Here is a 25,805-nt window from a genome sequence, read left to right on the forward strand (position 1 = left end):
ATGCACAGCAGTGAAGCGATCTAATACGCCGCAATCAATCCATCTTTGCGCGGATCGGTGCCCCCCACATAGCCATGCCGGGTGCGCTGGATGATCTGAGCGCCGCCAAATGCGAACACGCCGCTGGGGTCTTCGAAGTCGATGAGCTGGCCTTTGGCACGCAGGGCCTGCGCCAGCAGTTGATCGAACTCACGCTCCACGGATACCTGCAGGCCGGCTTCGATCCTCCAGCGGGGTGCATTGGCGGCGGCTTGCGGGTTCTGTTTGTAGCGCAGGATGCGCAGCATCATTTGCAAGTGCCCTTGTGCCTGCATCGGCCCACCCATCAAGCCAAACGCCATCAGCGGCGTGCCATCGGCATTCATGACGAAGCCAGGGATGATTGTGTGAAACGGCCGCTTGCCCGGTGCAACGGCATTCACATGGCCCGGCTCAAGGGTGAAGGCTGCGCCGCGGTTTTGCAGGCTGATACCGGTGCCTGGCACCACAACGCCCGAGCCGAACCCCATGTAGTTGGACTGTATGAACGACACCATCATGCCGTTTTCGTCTGCCGTCGATAAACACACCGTACCGCCCGCTTTGGGTGAGCCGTGGCCGGGGTTGGCGGCGTGTTCGCTGACTCGCGATGCACGTTCCGCCAAATAGGTCGGGTCGAGTAATTGCGCAGGCTTGACCTGCATATGCTCGCTGTCGGTGACGTAATGCTGGAGGTCGGCCAACGCCAATTTCATTGCCTCCAATACCGGGTGCAGCGTCTCGACGCTGTCCACCGGATGCTTGCCGACACCCAGCGCGTCGAGCAGGGTCAGCCCCGCCAAGGTGGCGATGCCTTGTCCGTTGGGCGGCAATTCATGCACCACTGCGCCGGCGTAAGGCACCGACAGGGTTTCAACCCATTCGACGCGGTGAGTCGCCAGATCCTCCAGGCTCATGACACTGCCATTGGCGCGGGCATGGGCAATGATGGCGTGGGCCAGTTCGCCACGGTAAAACGATTCGCCCTGGGTGTCGGCGATGCTCTTCAGGGTGTTTGCATGATCCTTGAGCCGGACTTTCTCACCAGCTGCAGGTACTTTGCCGCCGGGTAAAAAGCACTCGGCAAAACCCGGCTGGTCCTTCAGTTGCTCGGCACCCAGGCGCCACAATTCGCTGATGATGGGTGTGACCTGATAACCGTCCTGCGCATAGGCAATCGCCGGTTCGGCCAGGGTGGCAAAGGGCAATTTACCGTAGCGTTCGGACAACGCGACCCAGGCTGACACCGCACCCGGTACGGTCACCGAGCCCCAGCCGCGCTGCGGCATTTCGGCGTGGCCAGCGAAATGCTCGGGTGTCCAGCCTGCCGGCGAGCGGCCGGAGGCGTTCAGGCCCTGCAGCTGTTGCCCGTCCCAGACGATGGCGAACGCGTCGCTGCCAATGCCGCAACCGGTGGGTTCAACCACGGTCAGCAGCATGGCGGCGGCGATGGCTGCGTCGATGGCATTGCCGCCTTTGCGCAGCATCTCCAGGCCCGCCTGAGCGGCCAGGGGCTGGGAACAGGCGACCATGTTGTTGCCCATCACAGGCGAGCGCGCGGACCCGTAGGGTTGGCTGTAATCCAGATCATCAAACATGCATGGCCCTCTTTCGGCAGTGGTCAGTTGTTGCGGTCCGGGGTGTCACGTCAACCGTCCCCCAGCAGGTTGAAACACAGGATAGTTGCTCACCGCTGGCCCGGCTGGCAGCAACGCAATCGGCGTGCTCTGCGAGCTGATTTGCGCTCGATCAGCGCCACCGGCTCGCTGACTCAATACGGTGTTGCAGAATGCAAAACGGCGCCCGAAGGCGCCGTTTTGTTGACTAACGTCCCGCTAGGCGATCAAACGCCCAGCACCGCGTGCTGCACCAGGGTGAGCAACGGTTGTGGGTACACACCCAGGAAGAACGCGAGCAGGGCGATTGCCAGCAGCATCACGCCACCGGCTTTCTGTTCCCAGTGCAGCTCGGCGTCCACACGGCGCAGGTTTGGCTCGATCAGGTACAGGGTGACCATCACGCGCAGGTAGTAGAACACGCCGATGGCGCTGCCCAGTACCAGGGAGGCAACCAACCACCACTCGTGCGCTTCAACGCCGGTAGCGACGATGTAGAACTTGCCGATAAAGCCCGCGGTCAGCGGGATGCCGGCCAGGGACAGCATCATCACGGTGAGTACGGCGGTCAGGTACGGACGGCGCCAGAACAGGCCGCGGTATTCGTACAGGGCGTCGGCGTCACGGCCTTTGTACGGCGAGGACATCAGCGTGATGACGCCGAATGCGCCGAGGCTGGTGATGACGTAGGTGACCAGGTACACGCCAATCGCTTCCACGGCCAGGCCTTTGCTCGCCACCAGGGCGATCAGCAGGTAGCCGAAGTGGGCGATGGAGGAGTAACCGAGCAGACGCTTGAGGTTGTTCTGGGTCAGGGCCAGCAGGTTACCGAACAGGATCGACGCAATCGCGATCACGGTCAGCACGTTGCTCAGCACACCGGTGTTGGCGGCAGGGGAGATCTGGAACAGACGCACCATCACCGCAAACACTGCAACCTTCGACGCCGTGGCCAGGAACGCAGCCACTGGCGCCGGGGCGCCTTCGTACACGTCCGGGGTCCACAGGTGGAATGGCACCAGGGACAGCTTGAACGCCAGGCCGATCAACATCATGGCCAGGCCCAACTGGGCGATTGGCGCAGGCATGCTGGTAGTCGCCAGGGCGTGGCCGATACCGGTGAAGCTCAGGCTGCCGGCTTCTGCGTAGAGCAGGGCCATACCGAACAACAGGAACGCGGAACCGGCGGCCGACAGCACCATGTACTTGATGCCGGCTTCCAGGGAGCGCTTGTTGAAGAAGGCGTAGGCCACCAGGCCGTAAGTCGGGATCGACAGCAGTTCCAGGCCGATGAACAAGCCCGCCAGGTGCTGCGCGCTGACCAGCACGATGCCACCGGCCGCAGCCAGCAGGATCAGCAGGTACAGCTCTTCCTTGTTGCCCGGGTAGCCGGTGCCGCCTTCGCCGAGGTAGGCATGCGCGAGGGTCACGCAGGCCAGGGTAGCTACGAGGATCAACGCGATATACAGCAGCGCGAAGTCATCGATCATCATCAGCGGGGTCACGGCCAGTGGCGCGACTTTAAGGGCCGGGATGATCGACAGCAGGGCCAGGTTCAAACCGGCGCAGGACAGCAGGAACGTTTGCGAGTGATTGCGGCGCCAGGCGATCGCCAGCATCACCACCACAATGGTGAGGCTGGTGATCAGCAGCGGCGCAAGCGCGATAAAGTGTTGGATCGTGAATTCCATAGCGCTCTTACCGTGCCGAAGCGAGTTGAGTGAAGGCGGTGCTGAACCACTGCTGCACGCCATGCATCGTCGCGGCAGAAGTGTCCAGGAACGGTTGCGGGTACACGCCGATGTAGATCAGCAGCACCGCAAGGCCGAGCACCATGATCAGTTCGCGAGCATCCATCCCTTGCAGGACGGTGTCGGACTTGGCCGGGCCGAAATAGGCGCGGTGGATCATGATCAGCGAGTAAACCGAACCGAACACCAGGCCGGAAGTAGCAATGGCGCTGATCCACGGTGTGTGCACGAACGAACCCATCAGGATCAGGAACTCGCCGATGAAGTTGCCGGTGCCCGGCAAGCCCAGCGATGCGGCGGCGAAGAACAGGCTGATCGCCGGCAGGTAAGCGATACGCGACCACACGCCACCCATTTCACGCATGTCGCGGGTGTGCAGACGCTCGTACAACTGGCCACTGAGGATAAACAGCGCGGCGGCCGAAACACCGTGGGCCAACATCTGGATCACTGCGCCTTGCAACGCCAGCTGGCTGCCGGAGTAGATGCCGATCAGTACGAAACCCATGTGGGAAACGGACGAGAAGGCGATCAGACGCTTGATGTCGGTTTGGGCGAAGGCCAGGAACGCGCCGTAGAAGATCCCGATCAGACCCAGGGTCATGGCGATCGGCGCAAACTCGGCCGAGGCATTCGGGAACAGCGGCAGGGCGAAACGCAGCAGGCCGTAGGCCGCAGTTTTCAGCAGGATACCGGCCAGGTCCACAGAACCTGCGGTCGGCGCCTGGGCGTGAGCATCAGGCAGCCAGGAGTGGAACGGCACCACCGGCAGCTTCACCGCGAACGCGATGAAGAAGCCCAGCATCAGGATGTACTCGGTGGTCAGGGACATCTTGGTTTTCAACAGGTCGGCGTAGTTGAACGTGATCACGCCCGTGCTGTTGAAGTTGACCAGTACCAGACCCAGGATCGCCACCAACATGATCAGGCCGGAAGCCTGGGTGAAGATGAAGAACTTGGTCGCCGCGTAGATCCGGGTTTTCTTGCCATCCGAAGAACTGTGACCCCAGAGCGCGATGAGGAAGTACATCGGCACCAGCATCATTTCCCAGAAGAAGAAGAACATGAACAGGTCGAGGGCGAGGAACACGCCGACAACGCCGCCCAGGATCCACATCAGGTTCAGGTGGAAGAAGCCCACGTGACGCTGAATTTCTTTCCAGGAGCAGAGTACCGAGAGGATACCCAGCAGGCCGGTCAGCAGGATCATCAACAGCGACAGGCCGTCGAGGGCCAGGTGCACGTTGATGCCGAAGCGCTGGATCCACACGTGCTTGAACTCAAGCGCGAAGGTGGGATCGGCACCCGGTGCCGGAGCAAATGAATAGTCGCCATGGGCCCACAGCCAGAGGCCGAGCGCGAGTTCCAGGGACATGGTCAGCAACGCAATCCAGCGGGGGAGGGTGGCGCCGAAGCGTTCACCCATCCAGCAGAGCAGGCCGCCGATAAAGGGGATCAGGATTAGCCAGGGCAGAATCATGACGGGCTCGTTTCCTTTCGCAAGTTCGCAAAGTTCATAGTCATACCGCCACCACCACGATGGCGCCGATCACCAGCACGGCACCCACGGCCATGGAAGCTGCATACCAACGCAATTGGCCAGTCTCGCTGCGGCTCAGGGCGGTGTGACCGGCCTTGGCGGCACGCGGGATCAAACCGATGGTCTGATCGAGCGGGTCTCTGCGCAGTACATGGCTGATCGCAAGGTAAGGCTTGACGAACAGTTTGTCGTAGATCCAGTCGAAGCCCCAGGCGGCGAACCACCAGGCCGAAAGGAAGCGGCCGATGCCACTGTTGGCGACGGCGGTGACGAAGCGACGCTTGCCGAGGAACAGCAGGGCCGCCAGCAGGATACCGGCGATGGCGATGGCGCCGGAGGCGATCTCCAGGCTGTGCTTGGCAGCGCCGCCGGCATGGCCAGCGCTTTCAGGCAATACACCGGCCAGTGGCGGGGTGATCATGGCGCCGATGAAGGTCGACAGGATGATCAGCACCGACAGTGGCAGCCAGTGGGAGATGCCGTGGCCTGCGTGTGCTTCGGTCTTGGCTTCACCGTGGAAGGTGATGAAGATCAGGCGGAAGGTGTACAGCGAGGTCATGAACGCACCCACCAGGCCTGCGTACAGCAGGTTCTGGTTACCGCTGGCAAAGGCTTCCCAGAGGATTTCGTCTTTGGAGTAGAAACCGGCGGTCACCAACGGCAGGGCGGCCAGCGCGGCACCCCCGACGATGAAGCTGGCGTAGGCCAACGGCAGTTTCTTCCACAGGCCGCCCATCTTGAAGATGTTCTGCTCGTGGTGGCAGGCAACGATGACTGCACCCGAAGCAAGGAACAGCAGGGCCTTGAAGAAGGCGTGGGTCATCAGGTGGAAGATCGCCGCGTCCCAAGCGCCGACGCCGAGGGCCAGGAACATGTAGCCGATCTGGCTCATGGTCGAGTAGGCGAGGATACGCTTGATGTCGGTCTGCACCAGCGCGGCGAAGCCGGCCAGTACCAGGGTCACGCCGCCAACCAGGCCCACCAGGTGCAGGATTTCCGGTGCCAGGGTGAACAGGCCGTGGGTACGGGCGATCAGGTAGACACCGGCGGTCACCATGGTGGCGGCGTGGATCAGTGCCGAAACCGGAGTCGGACCGGCCATCGCATCCGCCAGCCAGGTTTGCAGCGGCAACTGTGCGGATTTACCGACAGCGCCACCCAGCAGCATCAGGGTCGCCAGGGTGATCCAGAAGTCACCGACCTGGAACTTCTGCGGTGCCAGCACCAGCAGTTCCTGGATGTTCAGCGTGCCCACTTGTTGGAACAGGATGAACAGGCCGATAGCCATGAACACGTCGCCGATGCGGGTGACGATAAAGGCCTTGAGTGCTGCGTTACCGTTGTTGCGGTTGCTGTAGTAGAAACCGATCAACAGGTACGAGCACAGGCCCACGCCTTCCCAGCCGAAGTACAGGAACAACAGGTTATCACCCAGCACCAGGAACAGCATGCTGGCGATAAACAGGTTGGTGTAGGCGAAGAAGCGCGAGTAACCGGCTTCACCGCGCATGTACCAGGACGCGAACAGGTGGATCAGGAAGCCTACACCCACGACCACGCCGAGCATGGTGATCGACAGGCCGTCGACGTAGAGGGCGAAGTTGGGCTTGAAGCCCTCCACCGACATCCACTGCCACAGCACCAGGGTGTAGTGGCCGCCTTCCGGCGGCGCCACGTTGAACTGCCAGATGACGTAGGCGGCGACAATCGCCGACAGGCCGATGGAACCCACACCCACCAGGGCAGAAAGGTTTTCCGACCAGCGTCCACGGGAGAACGACAGCAGCAGGAAACCGATCAGGGGAAATACGAAAGTCAGAAAGATCATGTTCATCCGCGCATCTCACTGGCAGCGTCGATATCAAGCGTGTGGAAGCGACGATACAGTTGCAGCAGGATCGCCAGGCCAATACTGGCCTCGGCGGCTGCCAGGCTGATCACCAGGATGAACATGACTTGTCCATCCGGCTGGCCCCAACGTGCACCCGCAACGATGAACGCCAGTGCTGCGGCGTTCATCATGATTTCCAGGCTCATCAACACGAACAGAATGTTACGGCGGACCATCAGGCCGACCAGGCCAAGGCAGAACAGGATGCCGGCGACCGCCAGACCATGCTCCAAAGGGATAGCAGGCATCGTCATTGCTCCTTGGCTTCGTTGCGGCCCAAGTGGAAGGCGGTGATGGCTGCCGCGAGCAGCAGCATCGAAGCCAGTTCAACCACCAGCAGGTACGGGCCGAACAGGCTGATGCCCACGGCCTTCGCGTCTACGGTGGTGTGGCCGATGGCCTGGCCGCTCTGGTGAGCGAACAGCACATACAGCAGTTCACCCAGCAGCAGGGCTGCCAGGACAACCGGGCCAAGCCAGATGCCGGGTTTGAGCCAGACACGTTCCTGGGCGACCGAAGCCGGCCCCAGGTTGAGCATCATCACCACAAACACGAACAGCACCATGATGGCGCCAGCGTAGGCAATCACTTCCAGGACACCGGCGAACGGTGCGCCGAGGCTGAAGAAGGTCATGGCCACGGCGATCAGCGAAATGATCAGGTAGAGCAGGGCGTGCACGGGGTTGGTGTTGGTGATCACGCGAAGCGTGGACACCACTGCAATACCCGATGCGAAATAGAAAGCGAATTCCATCTTTCTTCCTTAAGGCAGCAAGCTCTTCACGTTGATCGGCTCGGCTTCGTTTTGTGCGGCGCCTTTCGGCTTACCGGCAACGGCCATACCTGCAACACGATAGAAGTTGTAATCAGGGTTTTTACCGGGACCAGAGATCAACAGATCTTCTTTCTCGTACACCAGGTCCTGACGTTTGAACTCGGCCATCTCGAAATCCGGTGTCAGCTGGATCGCGGTGGTCGGGCAAGCTTCCTCGCAGAGGCCGCAGAAAATGCAGCGCGAGAAGTTGATGCGGAAGAAGTCCGGGTACCAGCGACCGTCTTCGGTTTCAGCTTTCTGCAGGGAGATGCAACCCACCGGGCACGCCACGGCGCACAGGTTGCAGGCTACACAACGCTCTTCGCCATCGGGGTCGCGGGTCAGCACGATACGGCCGCGATAGCGCGGCGGCAGGTACACCGCTTCTTCCGGGTATTGCAGGGTGTCGCGTTTGCGGAAGCCGTGACCGAACACCATCACCAGGCTTCGCAACTGGGTACCAGTACCCTTAACGATGTCGCCAATATATTTGAACATGGGTCAAATCCTCACTGAACCGCGCCGGCTGGCGTGTTCAACAACACAACAGCAGCCGTCACCAGCAAATTGATCAGGGTCAGCGGCAGGCAGAATCTCCAGCTGAAATCCATCACCTGGTCATAGCGTGGGCGCGGGATAGAAGCGCGCAGCAGGATGAACAGCATGATGAAGAACGCCGTCTTCAAGAAAAACCAGAAGAACGCCAGTTGCGGCAGGATGTTGAACGGACCGTGCCAGCCGCCGAAGAACAGCGTGACCAGCAGGGCCGAGATCAAGATGATGCCGATGTATTCGCCAACGAAGAACATGCCCCATTTCATGCCGGCGTATTCAATGTGGTAACCGTCGGCCAGTTCCTGTTCCGCTTCCGGCTGGTCGAACGGGTGACGGTGAGTCACGGCGACGCCAGCGATGAAGAAGGTGCAGAAGCCGAAGAACTGCGGAATGATGAACCACAGGTTCTGCGCCTGGTACTCGACGATGTCGCGCATGTTGAACGAGCCGACCTGCACCACGATGCCCATCAGCGCGAGGCCCATGAACACTTCGTAGGACACGGTCTGGGCCGAAGCCCGCAAGCTGCCCAGCAGGGCGAACTTGTTGTTACTCGACCAACCCGCGAACAGCACCGCGTAGACCGACAGACCGGCCATGGCGAAGAAGAACAGCAAGCCGATGTTCAGGTCCGCCACGCCCCAGGTCGGGGTGATCGGGATGACGGCGAAGGCAATCAGCAAGGCGCTCATGGCCACGACCGGTGCCAGGGTGAAGATCACCTTGTCGGCAAACGGCGGGGTCCAGTCTTCCTTGAAGAACATTTTCAGCATGTCGGCAGCGATTTGGAACATACCGAACGGGCCAACGCGGTTCGGACCGTAACGGTCCTGCCACCAGCCCAGCAGGCGACGTTCGACGAAGCTGAGCAGGGCGCCCGCGACGACCACGGCCAACAGGATCACGATGGCCTTGACGACCGAGATGATCACGTCGATCACTTCAGGGGTGAACCAGGTCATTGCGCTGCCTCCTGCAGACCGTCAACGGTTTGGCCAAAGATCGCAGGCGGGATACCGGCGAGGCCTTTCGGCAGTGCAACCAGGCCGGCACCCAACTCGTCGTTGATGCGCAGCGGCAGACGCAGGGTCTTGCCACCGACGTTCAAGCTGAGCAGGGCACCGTCGTTGACGCCCAGGCGGTCGGCTTCGGACTTGGCTACGGACACGTAGGCGGCCGGAATGCGCTCTTGTACCGGCGCGGCTTTGGAAGAGGTTTCTTCGCTGCCGAACAGGTGGAAGAACGGCACAACCTGCCAGGTGCCCTGGGCCGGGTTGAACGGGCGCGGTACGGCGGCGAACCAGTTCAGCGAATCACCGGTGCTTTCGATCAGGCGGGTGCCCGGGTCGCCAGCGCGGATATGACCACCGACTTCGTCCTGGAACTTGTTCCAGGCCTGCGGCGAGTTCCAGCCCGGCGACCAGGCAAATGGCACCTGTTGACGCGGCTCGACCGAACCCGAGTAACCTTCCATGGAGAAGGCGAACGCGGTGTCGTTGTCCTGCGGCGTACGCGGTTCGTGCACGCTGATATCAGCACGCATGGCGGTACGGCCGGAGTAACGCAGCGGTTCACGGGCCAGTTTCATGCCCTTGATGCGGAACGCGGCGGACGGTGCAGCGTCGACAATGCGCGCCAGTTGCGGGGCACTTGCGGCGGCGGCTGCGGTGACGTGGTCGAGCTGGGTCCAGTCGAGCGGCTGGTTCAGCAGGGTCGAGCGCAGGGCATGCAGCCAGCGCCAGCCTTCGTGAACCAGGATGCTGGCGTCCATGTACTTCGGATCGAACACCTGGAAGAAGCGCTGGGCGCGGCCTTCCTGGCTGACCAGGGTACCGTCGCCTTCGGCGAAGGTGGCGGCTGGCAGCACCAGGTCGGCACGCTCGCTGGTCGCGGTCTTCTGGTGGTCGGCAACGATCAGCACTTTGGCGGCGTCCAGCGCGGCGTCGACCTTGGCCGAATCCGTGCGGGTGTACAGGTCGTTTTCCAGTACCACGATGGCGTCGGCTTTGCCGTCAGTGACGGCTTGCAGCGCGGCGTCCAGTGACTCGCCACCGAGCATGGCCAGGCCAAGGCTGTTGGCTTCCGGCACGACCAGGCTGATGGAACCGTTCTTGTCGCGCAGCTTCAGGGCTTTAGCGATGTTGGCAGCCGCTTCGATCAGCGCTTTGGAACCCAACGAGGTGCCAGCAATGATCAGCGGGCGCTTGGCCGCCAGCAGGGCGTCGGCGATGCGCTGGGCCAGTTCAACGGCTTCAGTGTCCAGGCCTTCGACGGCAGGTGCGCTGGCGTCCAGGGCGTGGGCCACGGCGAAACCGATGCGCGCCAGGTCGTCAGGCGCTGCGTGGACGCACTCTTCGGCGATGTCGTCGAGCTTGGTCTCAGCCAGGCTTGCGATAAACAGCGGGTTCAGCGCGTGCTGGCCGATGTTTTTCACGGCGGCGTCGAGCCAGGGCTGTACGCGCATAGCCTCGGCCATGTCTTCGGCTTTGCCTTTGACCGACTGGCGCAGGGACAACGCGATACGCGCGGCGGTCTGGGTCAGGTCTTCACCGAGGACAAAGATCGCGTCGTGGTCTTCGATGTCGCGCATGTTCGGTACCGGCAGCGGGCTGTCGTTCAGCACCTGCAGGACCAGGCGAATGCGCTCCAGCTCAGCGGCTTCGATACCGGAGTAGAAGTGCTCGGCGCCGACCAGTTCGCGCAACGCGAAGTTGCTTTCGAGGCTGGCGCGTGGCGAACCGATACCAACGATATTGCGGCCGCGCAACAGATCGGCGGCTTTATCCAGTGCTTCGTCGGTGTTCAGCTTGGCGCCACCTGCCAACAGCGGCTGGCGTGGGCGGTCTTCGCGGTTGACGTAGCCATAGCCGAAACGGCCACGGTCGCACAGGAAGTACTGGTTGACCGAACCGTTGAAGCGGTTTTCGATCCGACGCAATTCGCCGTAGCGCTCGCCCGGGGAAATATTGCAACCGCTGGAGCAGCCATGGCAGATGCTCGGCGCGAACTGCATGTCCCACTTACGGTTGTAGCGCTCGGAGTGCGTCTTGTCGGTGAACACACCGGTCGGGCAGACCTCGGTGAGGTTGCCGGAGAACTCGCTTTCGAGCACGCCGTCTTCAACGCGACCGAAGTACACGTTGTCGTGGGCGCCAAATACGCCCAGGTCGGTGCCGCCGGCGTAGTCTTTATAGAAACGCACGCAACGGTAGCAGGCGATGCAGCGGTTCATTTCGTGGGAAATGAACGGGCCGAGGTCCTGGTTCTGGTGGGTACGCTTGGTGAAGCGATAACGGCGCTCGTTGTGGCCGGTCATCACCGTCATGTCTTGCAGGTGGCAGTGACCGCCTTCCTCACAGACCGGGCAGTCGTGGGGGTGGTTGGTCATCAGCCATTCGACAACGCTGGCGCGGAACGCCTTGGATTCTTCATCTTCGATGGAGATCCAGGTGTTGTCGGTGGCGGGTGTCATGCAGGACATGACGATACGACCACGGGTGTCGTTCTCGTCGGTGTACTGCTTGACCGCACACTGGCGACAGGCACCGACGCTACCAAGGGCTGGGTGCCAGCAGAAATAAGGGATGTCGAGGCCTAGTGAGAGACATGCCTGTAACAGGTTGTCTGCCCCATCGACTTCGAGCGCTTTGCCGTCTACGTGGATAGTGGCCATGGTTCAAAGTTCTTCGTTGGCCCGTTGTCAGCGGGCGTGGCTAATGGAATCTTGTTATTCATGTGCATCTACACAGCCATAAAGGCGTCAGCACATGAGCAGTTGAAGGGCACGGACCCTTCGCCTGGTTAAGCGTTACGCGCCGACTACGATCGGCCTCGCCAGAGGCGGGACGGCGGCGCTGGTAGGCGCGATGCCGGCTTCGAACTCCGAGCGGAAGTATTTGATTGCGCTGCCCAATGGCTCCACGGCGCCCGGTGCGTGCGCACAGAAGGTCTTGCCTGGGCCGAGGAAACCGACAAGACCCAGCAGGGTCTCGATGTCGCCTGGCTGGCCTTCGCCTTTCTCGATCGCCATCAAGAGCTTCACGCTCCATGGCAAACCGTCACGGCACGGGGTGCAGAAACCGCAGGATTCGCGGGAGAAGAACTGCTCCATGTTGCGCAGCAACGACACCATGTTCACGGTGTTGTCCACGGCCATCGCCAAGCCAGTACCCATACGGGTGCCGACCTTGCCGATGCCGCCGGCATACATTTGCGCGTCGAGGTGCTCGGGCAGCAGGAAGCCGGTGCCAGCGCCGCCTGGCTGCCAGGCCTTGAGGGTGTAGCCATCGCGCATGCCGCCGGCGTAGTCCTCGAACAGCTCGCGTGCAGTTACGCCAAATGGCAGTTCCCACAGGCCAGGGTTCTTGACCTTGCCGGAGAAGCCCATGAGCTTGGTGCCCATGTCTTCGCTGCCTTCGCGGGCCAACGATTTGTACCACTCCACGCCGTCGCCGATGATTGCCGGCACGTTGCACAGGGTCTCGACGTTGTTCACGCACGTCGGCTTGCCCCACACGCCCACGGCGGCAGGGAAGGGCGGCTTGGAGCGCGGGTTGGCGCGGCGGCCTTCGAGAGAGTTGATCAGTGCGGTTTCTTCACCGCAGATGTAACGCCCGGCGCCGGTGTGCACGAACAGTTCGAAGTCAAAGCCCGAACCGAGGATGTTCTTGCCCAGCAGGCCGGCTGCCTTGGCTTCTTCCACGGCACGGGTGAGGTGCTTGGCGGCGGTGGTGTATTCGCCACGCAGGAAGATGTAGCCACGGTAGGTTTTCAGCGCGCGGGCACTGATCAGCATGCCTTCGATCAGCAGATGGGGCAGTTGCTCCATCAGCATGCGGTCTTTCCAGGTGTTCGGCTCCATTTCATCCGCGTTGCACAGCAGGTAGCGGATGTTGATGGATTCGTCTTTGGGCATCAGGCCCCACTTAACACCCGTGGGGAAGCCTGCACCGCCGCGACCTTTAAGGCCGGCGTCTTTCACGGTCTGGACGATATCGTCCTGGGCCATGTCGGCGAAGGCTTTGCGCGCAGCCGCGTAACCGTTCTTGGCCTGGTACTCGTCGAGCCATACCGCCTCGCCGTCGTCACGCAGGCGCCACGTCAGCGGGTGAGTCTCGGCCGAACGCTTGATCAGGTTGGCCGGGCCGAAAGAAGTCAGGGTCATGGGTAGCCCTCGAGCAATTGGGTGACGCCAGCAGGCTGCACGTCACCGAATGTGTCGTCGTCGATCATCAACGCCGGCGCCTTGTCGCAGTTACCCAGGCAGCACACCGGCAGCAGCGTAAAGCGGCCGTCCGGCGTGGTCTGACCCAGGCCGATGCCCAGCTTGTTCTGAATCTCACTGACCACGGACTCGTGGCCACCGATGTAGCAGACCATGCTGTCGCACACGCGAATGATGTGGCGACCTACCGGCTGGCGGAAGATCTGGCTGTAGAACGTGGCCACGCCTTCAACGTCGCTGGCAGGGATGCCGAGGATCTCGCCGATGGCGTAGAGGGCGCCGTCCGGCACCCAGCCACGTTCCTTCTGGACGATCTTCAAGGCTTCGATAGACGCCGCACGCGGGTCTTCGTAGTGATGCAGCTCGTGCTCGATGGCCGAGCGCTCGGTTTCACTCAAGGTGAAACGGTCTGTCTGGATAAGCGTGCTATTCATGCTTAGCGGTCCACGTCGGCCATAACGAAATCGATACTACCCAGGTACGCAATCAAGTCCGCGACCATTTCACCTTTGATCACCGAAGGGATCTGCTGCAGGTGCGGGAAGCTTGGAGTACGAATCCGGGTGCGGTAGCTCATGGTGCCGCCATCGCTCGTCAGGTAATAACTGTTGATACCCTTGGTCGCTTCAATCATCTGGAAGGATTCGTTGGCCGGCATGACCGGGCCCCACGAAACCTGCAGGAAGTGCGTGATCAGGGTTTCGATGTGTTGCAGCGTGCGCTCTTTCGGCGGCGGCGTGGTCAGCGGGTGATCCGCCTTGTACGGGCCGGCCGGCATGTTGCGCATGCACTGCTCAATGATCTTCAGGCTCTGGCGCATTTCTTCGACGCGCACGATGCAACGGTCGTAGGCATCGCCATTGGCCGCCAACGGCACTTCGAATTCGAAGTTCTCGTAGCCGGAGTACGGGCGCGCTTTACGCAGGTCGAAATCGCAACCGGTGGAACGCAGGCCAGCACCGGTGACGCCCCATTCCAGGGCTTCTTTGGTGTTGTACGCCGCGACGCCGATGGTCCGGCCCTTGAGGATGCTGTTGTCCAGGGCGGCTTTCTGGTATTCGTCCAGACGCTTGGGCATCCAGTCGATGAACTCTTTTACCAGGCGTTCCCAGCCATTTGGCAGGTCGTGCGCGACACCGCCGATGCGGTACCAGGCCGGGTGCAGACGGAAACCGGTGATGGCTTCGATGACCTTGTAGGCGCGCTGACGGTCGGTGAACGTGAAGAACACCGGGGTCATGGCACCGACGTCCTGGATGTAAGTCCCCAGGAACAGCAGGTGGCTGGTGATCCGGAAGAACTCGGCCATCATGATGCGGATGGTGTCGACGCGGTCCGGTACCTTGATACCGGCCAGCTTCTCGACCGAGAGCACGTACGGCAGGTTGTTCATCACGCCGCCGAGGTAGTCGATACGGTCGGTGTACGGGATGAAACTGTGCCAGGACTGGCGCTCGGCCATCTTCTCGGCACCACGGTGGTGGTAGCCGACGTCAGGCACGCAGTCGACGATTTCTTCGCCGTCCAGTTGCAGGATGATGCGGAAGGCACCGTGAGCCGAAGGGTGGTTCGGGCCCAGGTTGAGGAACATGTAGTCCTCGTTGGTGCCGGAGCGCTTCATGCCCCAGTCTTCCGGACGGAAGCGTGCAGCCTCTTCTTCAAGCTGTTGCTTGGCGAGCGTCAGGCTGAACGGATCGAATTCGGTGGCGCGCGCAGGGTAGTCCTTGCGCAGCGGGTGACCTTCCCAGGTTGGCGGCATCATGATGCGCGTCAGGTGCGGGTGGCCGGGGAAGTCGATACCGAACATGTCCCAGACTTCACGCTCGTACCAGCTGGCGTTCGGCCAGATACCGGTCACGGTCGGCACGCTCAGGTCGCTCTCGGACAGCGCGACCTTGATCATCACGTCGCTGTTACGTTCGATCGACAGCAGGTGATAGAACACGGTGAAATCGGCGCCGCTCGGCAGCCCCTGGCGCTTGGTGCGCAGCCGCTCGTCCACGCCATGCAGGTCATAAAGCATGACGTACGGCTTTGGCAGGTTGCGCAGGAACGTCAGGACTTCGACGAGCTTGGCACGCGCCACCCACAGCACCGGCATACCGGTACGTGTGGCCTGGGCGGTGAAGGCGTCAGGGCCAAAACGGTTATTGAGTTCGACGACCACATCCTGGTCGTCTGCCTTATAAGGCGGGATGTACAGAGCACTGCCTGTAGTCATGGTTTTTTATCGCTTTCGGTCAACGTAAAGAATGAAGCCAGGTTTTCGTTCTATAAAAGAAGCGGTGCTGGATCAGACTTCGTCGGGGCTGCGCAGGTTGGTGACTGCGATTCGCTGTTCGCGGCGCTGTTCCTTTTGCGAAGGCATCTCGGCGCGGTAAACGCCTTGATCGCCGACAACCCAGGAAAGTGGACGACGCTCCTTGCCAATCGATTCCTGCAACAGCATCAAGCCTTGCAGAAATGCTTCAGGTCGGGGCGGGCAGCCAGGCACGTAGACGTCCACGGGCAGGAACTTGTCCACCCCTTGAACGACGGAGTAGATGTCGTACATGCCACCGGAGTTGGCGCACGAACCCATGGAGATAACCCACTTTGGCTCGAGCATTTGCTCGTAGAGACGCTGAATGATCGGCGCCATCTTGATAAAGCAGGTTCCGGCGATAACCATGAAATCCGCCTGACGCGGTGATGCCCGGATAACTTCGGCGCCAAAGCGCGCGATGTCGTGGGGCGCCGTGAAGGCGGTGGTCATTTCCACGTAGCAGCAGGACAGACCGAAGTTGTACGGCCACAGGGAGTTCTTACGTCCCCAGTTGACCGCGCCACTCAGCACGTCTTCCAGCTTGCCCATGTAGATGTTTTTGTGGACTTGATCTTCTAACGGATCGGAAACGGTTTCCCGTTCGCCGATTGGGTACTGATCGTTAGGAGCATCCGGGTCGATCCTGGTGAGATTGTATTGCATCGCCAAAGCCTCATTGTTTCAGCTTCGCTTGCCGCTTACGACGAGCTTCCGGAGCCCAGTCAAGGGCGCCCACTCGAAATAGGTAGACAAGGCCTGCCAACAGAATTGCTATGAAAACGAGGGCTTCGACGAATCCGGTCCAGCCGCTTTCGCGGACGGACACAGACCAGGCAAAGAGAAAGAGGGCTTCGATATCGAAGATCACGAACAGCATCGCGACCAGATAGAATTTGGCTGAGAGCCGCAAGCGGGCGCCACCTGTAGGTAGCATGCCGGACTCGAACGGTTCGTTTTTGCTGCGGCCCCAGGCTTTTGACCCGAGGAGGCTGGAGACACCAAGCATGAAGGCACAAAGGCCGACAACACCGAGGAGGAAAATGGCAAAGCCCCAGTTGTGGGCCATGAGTCCTGTCGCTTCGGTCATGCTGGAAATCCTTAACAGAGAGCAAAGGTCTCTGAGCTCGAAAAAGTAACGATGCAGTGACGATATGTCGCACTGCAATCAATCGCGGTGATTTTATGGCTAAACACCGGGCAAGTAAAATTCCGATAGCGAAATTATTCGATGGAATAAGCACATAGTGCACCTTTGTGGGGCTGCAGCCCTTGCGGGGCGGGCATTAGCGGGCTTTTTATCAAATATGTTTTGTTTAAGCTGTAAAGAAGTTTTCATGCGCTAAATGATAATGACTATTGTTTGGGTGGGTTTTAAGTGGGTGCGTGTGGTGCAGCGGGGGAAGTTGCTGTTACTTGCTAGATTGCCGCTAGTTGCTGGCGTGGATTTTTTAACCGATTTTATCCAGGCAAATACCGCTCTGGATCAATGTTTTGCGCAAAACCTACAGGTTCAGCCCATTTCCTGTGGGAGCCGGGATTGCCCGCGATAGCGGTGTGTCAGCCATTGAAAGGGTGCTGACTGACCGCTATCGCAGGCAAGCCAGCTCCCACATTTGATACGTGTGCTGCCAGAGGGCTATTCCCTGGACCAAAAAAAACGCCCCGAACCAGTCGGGGCGTGATTGTTGTGCGGCATTGCGGTTAGGTCTTCCGTGATGCCGCAATGGCCGTGTACTCAGTTGATCAGTGGAACTGTTCTTCTTCGGTCGAACCGGTCAGCGCGGTCACGGACGAGCTGCCGCCCTGGATCACGGTGGTCATGTCGTCGAAGTAGCCGGTGCCCACTTCCTGCTGGTGCGCCACAAAGGTGTAGCCTTTGGAGGCGTCAGCGAACTCCTGCTCTTGCAGCTTCACGTAGGCCGTCATGTCGTTGCGGGCGTAGTCGTGCGCCAGGTTGAACATGCTGTGCCACATGTTGTGAATGCCGGCCAGGGTGATGAACTGGTGCTTGTAGCCCATGGCGGACAGTTCGCGCTGGAATTTGGCGATGGTCGCGTCGTCCAGGTTCTTCTTCCAGTTGAAAGAAGGCGAGCAGTTGTAGGACAGCAGTTGGTCCGGGTATTCCTTCTTGATCGCTTCGGCGAAGCGACGCGCTTCGTCCAGGTCCGGCTTGGCGGTTTCGCACCAGATCAGGTCGGCGTACGGCGCGTAGGCCAGGCCGCGAGCGATGGCCTGGTCGAGGCCGGCGCGTACTTTATAGAAGCCTTCCTGAGTACGCTCGCCGGTTACGAATGGCTTGTCGTACGGGTCGCAATCGGAAGTCAGCAGGTCAGCGGCGTTGGCGTCGGTACGTGCCAGGATGATGGTCGGGGTGCCAGCCACGTCAGCTGCCAGGCGCGCAGCGGTCAGCTTCTGTACGGCTTCCTGGGTAGGCACCAGTACCTTGCCGCCCATGTGCCCGCACTTCTTCACCGAAGCCAGTTGGTCTTCGAAGTGAACGCCGGCGGCGCCAGCCTCGATCATGCTTTTCATCAGCTCGTAGGCGTTCAGCACGCCGCCGAAACCGGCTTCAGCATCCGCCACGATCGGTGCGAAGTAGTCGATGTAGCCTTCGTCGCCCGGGCCTTTACCGGCTTTCCACTGGATCTGGTCGGCACGACGGAACGAGTTGTTGATGCGCTTGACCACGGTTGGCACCGAGTCCACCGGGTACAGCGACTGGTCGGGGTACATGGATTCAGCGGAGTTGTTGTCCGCTGCCACTTGCCAGCCGGACAGGTAGATCGCCTGGATACCGGCTTTCACCTGCTGGACTGCCTGGCCGCCGGTCAGGGCGCCCATGCAGTTGACGAAATCTTTGTCAGGACGGAAGGAAGGCTTGGCACCTTGGGTTACCAGGTTCCACAGCTTCTCGGCGCCGAGTTTTGCAAAGGTGTGCTCAGGTTGAACCGAGCCACGCAGGCGGACGACGTCAGCAGCGGAATAAGCGCGGGTCACGCCTTTCCAGCGTGGGTTTTCAGCCCAGTCTTTTTCAAGGGCTGCAATTTGCTGTTCGCGTGTCAGTGCCATGGGAAAAACCTCGTCGCGTCTTCGTGTGGAAAAACAGTGTGGAAAAATCCGTTTTACAGCCCTGCATTCAATGCACAGGCGTGGCGCTCGCTGACCAGAAGCTTAGGCGGTCAAGTCAGGTTCGGCGGGGAAGGCGACGGGATGAACGAGTAGCGAGAGGGGAGTTGAGCAGGTAAGGGCGAACTGCGAACGGTCTTCGGGCGTCGTGGGCCTTGGTACGATCCATCAGTGTGTAGCCGGGTTACCTGGTTAGCTTCCGTCCCTCGGGACAACTTCGTTCCAGTCGCAACCTCGTCAAACACACCTTGTGGGCGGTACAGACACGAATCGGCTCAGATGGGTAGCTTAGAGCGACGATCCGAAGGCCCTTGCCAGGGCCCCTGATTAGCGGGAGCGAGGCCATCATGCCCATGCTTTTTTGGATCGTCAAACGTTTTGTAGTGCTTTTTTTATAGCACTACATCTTTAGTCTAACACGACTTGCCAGTCAGTTTTTGGTGCTTCAGTTCAGGGTGTCGACCTTGACCCGCAAAGTCAGGTCATCACGCCCCTGAGTAGAGTAGCTGCGGGTTGTAGAAGATTTGTCGGCCTGAGTCTCACGATTGATGCCTGCCAGCGAGATCCATTCACCCAGGCGCCCGCTGACACTTGTGTCGGTACTCTGTACGTTCACTACATCGGGACGTTCCTGGCTCATGCGGTCACGGTTGGTACTGATTGCCAGGTGTACGGTCTCGCCGGTTACGCTGGCAGTGACGTAAAAGCCTTGGGTCACGTTGCGATACTGGGTCTGGTTTTGCGGGCGCCCATAGGCGTCTGGCTGGGTGGTCGTCAGTGGCACGCTTTGGCCCACCTGGATCAGTGCGGGCACCCCTTCGCTGGCCTGGATCTGCTGGATGCCACCGTCGCGGCTGGCGGTGCCGTAGCTGATGATGCGCGTCTGGCTGTCGCCGGTGTTCTGCTGATTGTTTTCGTTGGTGTCGACGGTGATCAGCAGGCGCTTGGCGGGAGTGTCCAGTTGGGCGAGCAATGCACGCAGGTCCTGGATCTTGCCAGGGTCGGCTTTGACAATCAGCTGGTTGCCGTAGGCGCTGACGGTGCCGTCCTTGCCAATAAAATTCTGCGCCACCGGCAGTAAATCAGCGCTGTTGCGATTGCTCAGGTTGACGACTTCGGTGTCAGCCATTGCTGAGACGCTGGCGGTCAGGAGGAGGGCGGTGAGCAGGGTGCGTAGGGACATGTCCGTTATCTCTGCGAGTCATTTAGGCTTGATAGTGCCAGTTTGTCGGCCTGGTGGGTCGCAAGTTGAATCGTAGACGGCAAAATGCCCTGGCATGGCAGGGCATTTTTGGGTGTTGCTGATGGCGCTATCGCAGGCAAGCCAGCTCCCACATTTGGAATGCATTTCCCTGTGGGAGCTGGCTTGCCTGCGATAAGGGCGACTCGGTCTCGAATTAGCCCTCGCGCACCATATCGACATGCGGAATTCCGACTTCTAGGAATTCATCGCTGACAATCTTGAAGCCCAGTCGCTCATAAAACGGCGCCGCATACACCTGCGCGCTGAGGAACTGCTTGGTCTGGCCACGTTGCTCGGCCATGCCAATCACGGCTTCCATCAGCTTGTCGCCGACTTTCAGCCCGCGCCAGTCCTTAAGCACCGATACGCGGCCGATTTCGCCGCTGGGCAGCAGGCGCGCGGTGCCAATCGGAAAGTCACCTTCAAACGCGAGAAAATGCACGGCGTCAGCGTCGTCTGCGTCCCACTCGAGCTCGGGTGGAACCGATTGTTCAGCGATAAATACCGCTTCACGAATGCGCCGAATCTCAGCGATATCCTTTTGCCAGTCCGCGACACTTACGTGAATCTTATTCATCGGCAAATCCCAGGCTTCCTTGCTTGACCAATTCGCACAGCAGGTCGCGACCGTCTTCGTCTGCGAGCCATGTGCCGAGATTTTCGCTGTGCAGGGCGTCGGCCGAGCAAATCAGTTTCAACAGCTCGCGCAGTTTGCCGGGCAGGTAACGGCTCTGGCCGCTGGCGAACAGCAACACGTCGTCGTCCACTTCCGACCACGCCATGCGGGCGCTTGGGTTGCGGACCAAAATCGCGCCGTCTTCCAGGCTGCTGATAAAGTCTTCTTCGACCAACTCTTCGCCTGCCACCATTTCCGGGTAGCGCGGCTCGGTCATGAACTGGCCGAACCAGGTCAGCAGCATGCGCTCGTCACTCATGTGCTCGGCCAGCAGGCCTTTCAGGCGGTCAAGTGCATCGCCTTGAATCTGGTGCGGGTCGCTGACCGGTTGGGCGTCGGCGTCGGTGTAACGCTCTTCGTCCGTGAGGTATTGGCTGAGGAAGTCGGTGAAGTGGGTCAATACTTCAGCGGCGCTCGGTGCGCGGAAGCCGACCGAGTAGGTCATGCAGTCATCTTCAGCGATGCCGAAGTGCGCCAGGCGCGGCGGCAGGTAGAGCATGTCGCCGGGCTCCAGCACCCATTCTTCACTTTGCTCGAATTCGGCGAGGATGCGCAGGTCGGCGTGCTGCAGCAACGGGCTCTCGGAGTTGCACATCTGGCCGATTTTCCAGTTGCGCTTGCCTTGGGCCTGCAACAGGAACACGTCGTAGTTATCGAAGTGCGGGCCGACGCTGCCGCCAGGTGCGGCAAAGCTGATCATCACGTCGTCGATGCGCCAGCTTGGCAGGAAGCGGAAGTGCTCCAGCAGCTCGGCCACTTCCGGCACGAACTGGTCGACAGCCTGCACCAGCAGCGTCCACTCACGCTCAGGCAGGGTGCTGAAGGCGTCTTCGGCGAAGGGGCCGCGACGCAGTTCCCATGGGCGCTCGCCGTGCTCGATCACCAGGCGCGATTCGACTTCTTCTTCCAGGGCCAAGCCGGCCAGTTCGTCGGCATCGATCGGGCTTTCGAAATCAGGGATGGCCTGACGAATCAGCAACGGTTTTTTCTGCCAGTAGTCGCGCAGGAATTCGCGTGCCGTGATGCCGCCCAGAAGTTGAAGAGGAATATCAGGATTCATGTGTAACCTATTGAAAAAAAGCACTTTTAAGACAGGAATAAAAACGCCCGGCGCGGCCGGGCGTCTCAAGAGGGCTTGCGCTAAATCAGATGCGCTTGGCTTGCGCCACCGCGTTGCCGATGTAGTTGGCCGGGGTGAGCAATTTCAGCTCGGCCTTGGCGGCGGCAGGCATATCCAGGCCGTCGATGAAAGTTTGCAGCGCGTCGGAGGTGATGCCCTTGCCGCGCGTCAATTCTTTCAGCTTTTCGTAAGGGTTTTCGATGTTGTAGCGGCGCATCACGGTCTGGATCGGCTCGGCCAATACTTCCCAGCACGCATCCAGGTCGGCGGCGATTTTCTGCGCGTTGAGTTCCAGTTTGCTGATGCCTTTGAGGCTGGCTTCGTACGCGATCACGCTGTGGGCGAAGCCTACGCCGAGGTTGCGCAGTACGGTGGAGTCGGTCAGGTCGCGCTGCCAGCGGGAAATCGGCAACTTGCTGGCCAAGTGCTGGAACAGTGCGTTGGCGATACCGAGGTTGCCTTCGGAGTTTTCGAAGTCGATCGGGTTGACCTTGTGCGGCATGGTCGAGGAACCGATTTCACCGGCAATGGTGCGCTGCTTGAAATAGCCCAGGGAAATGTAGCCCCAGATATCGCGATCGAAGTCGATCAGGATGGTGTTGAAGCGTGCAATGGCGTCGAACAGCTCGGCGATGTAGTCGTGCGGTTCGATCTGAGTGGTGTACGGGTTGAAACCCAGGCCCAGCTCGTCTTCGATGAAGGCGCGGGCGTTTTCTTCCCAGTCGATTTCAGGGTAGGCCGACAGGTGCGCGTTGTAGTTACCTACGGCACCGTTGATCTTGCCCAGCAGCGGCACGGCGGCGACTTGGGCGATCTGGCGCTCCAGGCGGTACACCACGTTCGCCAGCTCTTTACCCAGGGTGGTCGGCGAGGCCGGCTGACCGTGGGTGCGCGACAGCATCGGCACGTCGGCGAAACGGATGGCCAGTTCGCGGATAGCGTTGGCGGTCTGGCGCATCAGCGGCAGCATTACGTCATCACGGCCTTCGCGCAGCATCAGGGCGTGGGACAGGTTGTTGATGTCCTCGCTGGTGCAGGCAAAGTGGATGAACTCGCTGACCTGGGCCAGTTCCGGTAGCTTGGCCGCCTGCTCTTTGAGCAGGTACTCAATGGCTTTGACGTCGTGGTTGGTGGTGCGCTCGATCTCTTTCACACGCTCGGCGTGCTCCAGGGAGAAGTTTTCCGCCAGGGTGTTCAGTGCAGCGTTGGCTTCGGCGGAAAACGCCGGCACTTCGCTGATGGCGGGGTGAGCGGCCAGGCGCTGGAGCCAGCGCACTTCAACCAGAACACGAGCACGGATCAAACCGTATTCGCTGAAAATAGGGCGCAGGGCCTGGGTTTTGCCGGCGTAGCGGCCGTCAACAGGGGAAACCGCAGTGAGCGAAGAGAGCTGCATGGGGTGTTCTCGGACAGTCGGGCAACGAAATGGGGCGCGTATCATACATGAAAAAATCCGCCGGTCCGTTGCCAACTGACCGGCGTATTACGCGTAACGGCTTGAAAATGGCCTGTCGGTGCGACTTATTCGTTGCGCATCAACGGGTAAAGCTCTTTGAGCAATTTGCGACGACTGATCACCAGTTGCCAACGATGGCCGCCCAATTGCCGCCACAACCGCGCCGAGCGAATACCGGCCAGGAGCAGGGCGCGGATTTTCGAGGCGTTATTGGGTTGCTGCAGGTTGCGCATGTCGCCATGGACCTGGATTCGCTGGCGCAAGGTGCTCAAGGTGTCCTGGTACAGCGCGCCGCAGGCGGCGATCACGTTTTCGTGGGCCGGGCCGAAGTGTTCCACCTGGGACTGAATCTGCGGCAGGCGTTTGCCGATGGTTTCGAGCATGTCCTCGCGTTTGGCCAGTTGGCGCTCAAGGCCGAGCATGGACAGCGCATAGCGCAATGGCTCGCGCTGCAAGGTGCTCGGGTCACGCTCCAGGGCGCCGATCAGCGCGCGATAACCTTCGCGCAGCGCCAAATCGTCACCGCCATAGACTTCCAGGGTGTCCTTGGGGTCGCGGATCAGCAAGCTGCCGAGCATGCAGGTCAGGCCGGCTTCGGTGACCTGGCCGGTCTTGGCGATCTTGTCGACCAGTACGGCAGCGAGGAAAACCCCGCCGAGTGCCGTCAATTGCTCCTGGGTCGGGCTCATGCCGGGTTGCTCCAGGGCTCGGCGACTTCAATCACGCCACCGCCCAGGCAAATTTCGCCGTCATAGAACACCACGGACTGGCCAGGAGTGACCGCGCGTTGCGGGTCATCAAAGGTGGCGCGATAGCCGGTGGCGGTTTTTTCCAGGGTGCAGGGCTGATCACTCTGGCGATAGCGCACTTTGGCGGTCAGGCGGCGCGGAGTGCTCAAGTCGACAGGGTTGACCCAGTAGATCTCCGAAGCGAGCAGGGCGCCGGAGAACAGCAGTGGGTGTTCATTGCCCTGGCCGACGATCAGTACGTTGTGCTCCAGATCCTTGATCAGCACGTACCACGGCTCTTCGCCGGCGTCTTTCAAGCCGCCGATACCCAGGCCCTGGCGCTGGCCAATGGTGTGGTACATCAGGCCATGGTGACGGCCGATGACTTCACCTTCGGTGGTTTTGATCTCGCCCGGTTGCGCCGGCAGGTACTGCTTGAGAAAGTCGCTGAAACGGCGCTCACCGATAAAGCAGATCCCGGTGGAATCCTTTTTCTTGGCGGTGGCCAGGCCGTGTTTCTCGGCAATCTTGCGCACCTCGGGCTTTTCCAGCTCGCCTACCGGGAACAGGGTCTTGGCGATCTGTTCGCCGCCGACGGCATGCAGGAAGTAGCTCTGGTCCTTGTTCGGGTCCAGGCCTTTAAGCAGTTCGGTGTGACCCTCGATGTCGCGACGGCGCACGTAGTGGCCAGTGGCGATCAGGTCGGCGCCGAGGATCATGGCGTAGTCGAGGAACGCCTTGAACTTGATTTCGCGGTTACACAGGATGTCCGGGTTCGGCGTGCGGCCTGCCTTGTATTCGGCCAGGAAGTGCTCGAACACGTTGTCCCAGTACTCCGCGGCGAAATTGGCGGTGTGCAGCTTGATGCCGATCTTGTCGCACACGGCCTGGGCGTCCGCCAGGTCGTCCATGGCGGTGCAATATTCCGTTCCATCGTCTTCTTCCCAGTTCTTCATGAACAGGCCTTCCACCTCATAACCCTGCTCCATGAGCAGAACGGCGGAAACGGAAGAATCCACGCCGCCGGACATGCCGACGATGACGCGCTTCTTTTGTGTGTCAGAAGGGGCTGGATCACGCATAGGGTTTCAACGGGTGTCTTGAAAAAGGACGCGATTCTATCAGGCCCAAGCCCTCAAGGCTAAAGAGAAGGGCGGATCAATTCGAGACTGTGGCGCTGGCCGGCCAAATAATCATCGATACAGCGGATGATCAGTTCGCTGCGCCAGTCGTCGCGCACGGCCATCAGCTCGTCACGGGTGAGCCAGCGGGCGCGGATGATGCCGTCGTCCAGTTGATACTCCGGATGGTGTTTGAGGGCCTTGGCGGTGAAGCACACGCGCTGGTAGGTCACGCCGTTGCTGGGGGCGGTGTACAGGTAAATCCCGACAATGCCGGTGGCTTCGACGTCCCAGCCGGTTTCTTCGAGGGTCTCGCGCACGGCGGCTTCGGTCAGGGTTTCGTTCGGGTCGAGGTGGCCGGCGGGCTGGTTGAGCACGGCGCGGCCGCCCTTGAGTTCTTCGACCATCAGGAAGCGGCCGTTGTCTTCGACGAGGGTGGCGACGGTGATGTGGGGTTGCCAGGTCATTCAAAACCTCGATTCATGGTGCGGGGCGGTCTTTGGGCAGGATTGCAGTCAGTGTGGGAGCGGGCTTGCTCGCGAATGCAATGCATCAGATATGCATCGGGCGACTGGCACGCCGCATTCGCGAGCAAGCCCGCTCCTACATTTTAATCCGGTT

The 25,805-nt window shown here is 60.6% G+C and carries 22 protein-coding genes; all 22 read right to left on the minus strand.

Going from position 1 to position 25,805, the window contains the following annotated elements:
- Positions 1–20: 20 nt before the first annotated feature.
- Positions 21–1,616: a gamma-glutamyltransferase family protein gene (locus tag ACI77D_RS20760; protein ID WP_407017390.1), complete on the minus strand. Its 1,596-nt coding sequence runs from the start codon at positions 1,614–1,616 to the stop codon at positions 21–23.
- Positions 1,617–1,861: 245 nt separating this feature from the next.
- Positions 1,862–3,325 carry an NADH-quinone oxidoreductase subunit NuoN gene (gene nuoN, locus ACI77D_RS20765; RefSeq protein ID WP_053256846.1) on the minus strand — a complete coding sequence of 488 codons (1,464 nt, stop codon included), beginning with the start codon at positions 3,323–3,325 and terminating at the stop codon, positions 1,862–1,864.
- A 7-nt stretch (positions 3,326–3,332) separates the two neighbouring features.
- Positions 3,333–4,865, minus strand: a complete 1,533-nt coding sequence (nuoM, locus tag ACI77D_RS20770; RefSeq protein WP_064452906.1) for an NADH-quinone oxidoreductase subunit M — start codon at positions 4,863–4,865, stop codon at positions 3,333–3,335.
- Positions 4,866–4,905: 40 nt separating this feature from the next.
- Entirely contained in the window at positions 4,906–6,759 is a 1,854-nt protein-coding gene (gene nuoL, locus ACI77D_RS20775; RefSeq protein WP_064452905.1) for an NADH-quinone oxidoreductase subunit L, read from the minus strand.
- Positions 6,756–7,064, minus strand: a complete 309-nt coding sequence (gene nuoK / locus ACI77D_RS20780; RefSeq protein ID WP_003174727.1) for an NADH-quinone oxidoreductase subunit NuoK — start codon at positions 7,062–7,064, stop codon at positions 6,756–6,758. Before nuoK ends, nuoL begins: the two co-directional genes overlap by 4 nt.
- Positions 7,065–7,066: 2 nt before the next feature.
- Positions 7,067–7,570 (minus strand): NADH-quinone oxidoreductase subunit J, encoded by a 504-nt coding sequence (nuoJ, locus tag ACI77D_RS20785; RefSeq protein ID WP_003174726.1) that lies wholly within the window; start codon positions 7,568–7,570, stop codon positions 7,067–7,069.
- A gap of 9 nt (positions 7,571–7,579) precedes the next feature.
- The gene (gene nuoI / locus ACI77D_RS20790) at positions 7,580–8,128 is read right to left on the minus strand and encodes an NADH-quinone oxidoreductase subunit NuoI (RefSeq protein WP_003174725.1); all 549 of its coding nucleotides are present in this window, start codon (positions 8,126–8,128) and stop codon (positions 7,580–7,582) included.
- Between the two features lie 11 nt (positions 8,129–8,139).
- Complete coding sequence (gene nuoH, locus ACI77D_RS20795; RefSeq protein ID WP_053256843.1) at positions 8,140–9,147, minus strand: NADH-quinone oxidoreductase subunit NuoH; 1,008 nt, start codon at positions 9,145–9,147, stop codon at positions 8,140–8,142.
- On the minus strand, positions 9,144–11,858 hold the full coding sequence (nuoG, locus tag ACI77D_RS20800) for an NADH-quinone oxidoreductase subunit NuoG (RefSeq protein ID WP_221295077.1): 2,715 nt from the start codon (positions 11,856–11,858) through the stop codon (positions 9,144–9,146). The genes nuoH and nuoG overlap by 4 nt, the downstream gene beginning before the upstream one ends.
- Before the next feature lie 135 nt (positions 11,859–11,993).
- Positions 11,994–13,349, minus strand: a complete 1,356-nt coding sequence (nuoF, locus tag ACI77D_RS20805; RefSeq protein ID WP_064452903.1) for an NADH-quinone oxidoreductase subunit NuoF — start codon at positions 13,347–13,349, stop codon at positions 11,994–11,996.
- Positions 13,346–13,843: an NADH-quinone oxidoreductase subunit NuoE gene (gene nuoE, locus ACI77D_RS20810; RefSeq protein WP_003174721.1), complete on the minus strand. Its 498-nt coding sequence runs from the start codon at positions 13,841–13,843 to the stop codon at positions 13,346–13,348. Before nuoE ends, nuoF begins: the two co-directional genes overlap by 4 nt.
- A 2-nt stretch (positions 13,844–13,845) precedes the next feature.
- The gene (nuoC, locus tag ACI77D_RS20815; protein ID WP_064452902.1) at positions 13,846–15,630 is read right to left on the minus strand and encodes an NADH-quinone oxidoreductase subunit C/D; all 1,785 of its coding nucleotides are present in this window, start codon (positions 15,628–15,630) and stop codon (positions 13,846–13,848) included.
- A gap of 72 nt (positions 15,631–15,702) precedes the next feature.
- A complete protein-coding gene (locus ACI77D_RS20820) occupies positions 15,703–16,377 on the minus strand; it encodes an NADH-quinone oxidoreductase subunit B family protein (RefSeq protein ID WP_012724951.1) in 675 nt (224 codons plus the stop codon).
- Positions 16,378–16,387: 10 nt separating this feature from the next.
- The gene (locus ACI77D_RS20825) at positions 16,388–16,801 is read right to left on the minus strand and encodes an NADH-quinone oxidoreductase subunit A (RefSeq protein ID WP_003219575.1); all 414 of its coding nucleotides are present in this window, start codon (positions 16,799–16,801) and stop codon (positions 16,388–16,390) included.
- Positions 16,802–17,457: 656 nt separating this feature from the next.
- Positions 17,458–18,783, minus strand: coding sequence for an isocitrate lyase (gene aceA / locus ACI77D_RS20830; RefSeq protein WP_064452901.1), 1,326 nt, complete (start codon positions 18,781–18,783; stop codon positions 17,458–17,460).
- A gap of 502 nt (positions 18,784–19,285) precedes the next feature.
- Complete coding sequence (locus ACI77D_RS20835; RefSeq protein WP_407017391.1) at positions 19,286–20,023, minus strand: secretin N-terminal domain-containing protein; 738 nt, start codon at positions 20,021–20,023, stop codon at positions 19,286–19,288.
- 214 nt (positions 20,024–20,237) lie between these two features.
- Complete coding sequence (locus ACI77D_RS20840; RefSeq protein WP_053256837.1) at positions 20,238–20,660, minus strand: GNAT family N-acetyltransferase; 423 nt, start codon at positions 20,658–20,660, stop codon at positions 20,238–20,240.
- Positions 20,653–21,819, minus strand: coding sequence for a cupin domain-containing protein (locus ACI77D_RS20845; RefSeq protein ID WP_064452899.1), 1,167 nt, complete (start codon positions 21,817–21,819; stop codon positions 20,653–20,655). Before ACI77D_RS20845 ends, ACI77D_RS20840 begins: the two co-directional genes overlap by 8 nt.
- 85 nt (positions 21,820–21,904) lie before the next feature.
- Entirely contained in the window at positions 21,905–23,275 is a 1,371-nt protein-coding gene (gene purB / locus ACI77D_RS20850; RefSeq protein ID WP_407017392.1) for an adenylosuccinate lyase, read from the minus strand.
- 125 nt (positions 23,276–23,400) lie between these two features.
- On the minus strand, positions 23,401–24,024 hold the full coding sequence (gene hflD, locus ACI77D_RS20855) for a high frequency lysogenization protein HflD (protein ID WP_016969254.1): 624 nt from the start codon (positions 24,022–24,024) through the stop codon (positions 23,401–23,403).
- Positions 24,021–25,145 (minus strand): tRNA 2-thiouridine(34) synthase MnmA, encoded by a 1,125-nt coding sequence (gene mnmA / locus ACI77D_RS20860; RefSeq protein ID WP_221295075.1) that lies wholly within the window; start codon positions 25,143–25,145, stop codon positions 24,021–24,023. The genes hflD and mnmA overlap by 4 nt, the downstream gene beginning before the upstream one ends.
- A gap of 59 nt (positions 25,146–25,204) precedes the next feature.
- Complete coding sequence (locus ACI77D_RS20865) at positions 25,205–25,651, minus strand: NUDIX hydrolase (RefSeq protein ID WP_053256833.1); 447 nt, start codon at positions 25,649–25,651, stop codon at positions 25,205–25,207.
- Between the last annotated feature and the right edge of the window lie 154 nt (positions 25,652–25,805).

Origin of the sequence: Pseudomonas sp. O39 (assembly GCF_045447295.1) — a bacterium.
GTDB classification, from domain to species: domain Bacteria; phylum Pseudomonadota; class Gammaproteobacteria; order Pseudomonadales; family Pseudomonadaceae; genus Aquipseudomonas; species Aquipseudomonas antarctica_A.

Coding starts and splice junctions, on each gene's coding strand:
- ACI77D_RS20760 (WP_407017390.1), bottom strand. CDS start 1,616: ATGTTTGATGATCTGGATTACAGCCAACCCTACGGGTCCGCGCGCTCG.
- nuoN (WP_053256846.1), bottom strand. CDS start 3,325: ATGGAATTCACGATCCAACACTTTATCGCGCTTGCGCCGCTGCTGATC.
- nuoM (WP_064452906.1), bottom strand. CDS start 4,865: ATGATTCTGCCCTGGCTAATCCTGATCCCCTTTATCGGCGGCCTGCTC.
- nuoL (WP_064452905.1), bottom strand. CDS start 6,759: ATGAACATGATCTTTCTGACTTTCGTATTTCCCCTGATCGGTTTCCTG.
- nuoK (WP_003174727.1), bottom strand. CDS start 7,064: ATGCCTGCTATCCCTTTGGAGCATGGTCTGGCGGTCGCCGGCATCCTG.
- nuoJ (WP_003174726.1), bottom strand. CDS start 7,570: ATGGAATTCGCTTTCTATTTCGCATCGGGTATTGCAGTGGTGTCCACG.
- nuoI (WP_003174725.1), bottom strand. CDS start 8,128: ATGTTCAAATATATTGGCGACATCGTTAAGGGTACTGGTACCCAGTTG.
- nuoH (WP_053256843.1), bottom strand. CDS start 9,147: ATGACCTGGTTCACCCCTGAAGTGATCGACGTGATCATCTCGGTCGTC.
- nuoG (WP_221295077.1), bottom strand. CDS start 11,858: ATGGCCACTATCCACGTAGACGGCAAAGCGCTCGAAGTCGATGGGGCA.
- nuoF (WP_064452903.1), bottom strand. CDS start 13,349: ATGACCCTGACTTCTTTCGGCCCGGCCAACCTGATCAAGCGTTCGGCC.
- nuoE (WP_003174721.1), bottom strand. CDS start 13,843: ATGAATAGCACGCTTATCCAGACAGACCGTTTCACCTTGAGTGAAACC.
- nuoC (WP_064452902.1), bottom strand. CDS start 15,630: ATGACTACAGGCAGTGCTCTGTACATCCCGCCTTATAAGGCAGACGAC.
- ACI77D_RS20820 (WP_012724951.1), bottom strand. CDS start 16,377: ATGCAATACAATCTCACCAGGATCGACCCGGATGCTCCTAACGATCAG.
- ACI77D_RS20825 (WP_003219575.1), bottom strand. CDS start 16,801: ATGACCGAAGCGACAGGACTCATGGCCCACAACTGGGGCTTTGCCATT.
- aceA (WP_064452901.1), bottom strand. CDS start 18,783: ATGGCACTGACACGCGAACAGCAAATTGCAGCCCTTGAAAAAGACTGG.
- ACI77D_RS20835 (WP_407017391.1), bottom strand. CDS start 20,023: ATGTCCCTACGCACCCTGCTCACCGCCCTCCTCCTGACCGCCAGCGTC.
- ACI77D_RS20840 (WP_053256837.1), bottom strand. CDS start 20,660: ATGAATAAGATTCACGTAAGTGTCGCGGACTGGCAAAAGGATATCGCT.
- ACI77D_RS20845 (WP_064452899.1), bottom strand. CDS start 21,819: ATGAATCCTGATATTCCTCTTCAACTTCTGGGCGGCATCACGGCACGC.
- purB (WP_407017392.1), bottom strand. CDS start 23,275: ATGCAGCTCTCTTCGCTCACTGCGGTTTCCCCTGTTGACGGCCGCTAC.
- hflD (WP_016969254.1), bottom strand. CDS start 24,024: ATGAGCCCGACCCAGGAGCAATTGACGGCACTCGGCGGGGTTTTCCTC.
- mnmA (WP_221295075.1), bottom strand. CDS start 25,145: ATGCGTGATCCAGCCCCTTCTGACACACAAAAGAAGCGCGTCATCGTC.
- ACI77D_RS20865 (WP_053256833.1), bottom strand. CDS start 25,651: ATGACCTGGCAACCCCACATCACCGTCGCCACCCTCGTCGAAGACAAC.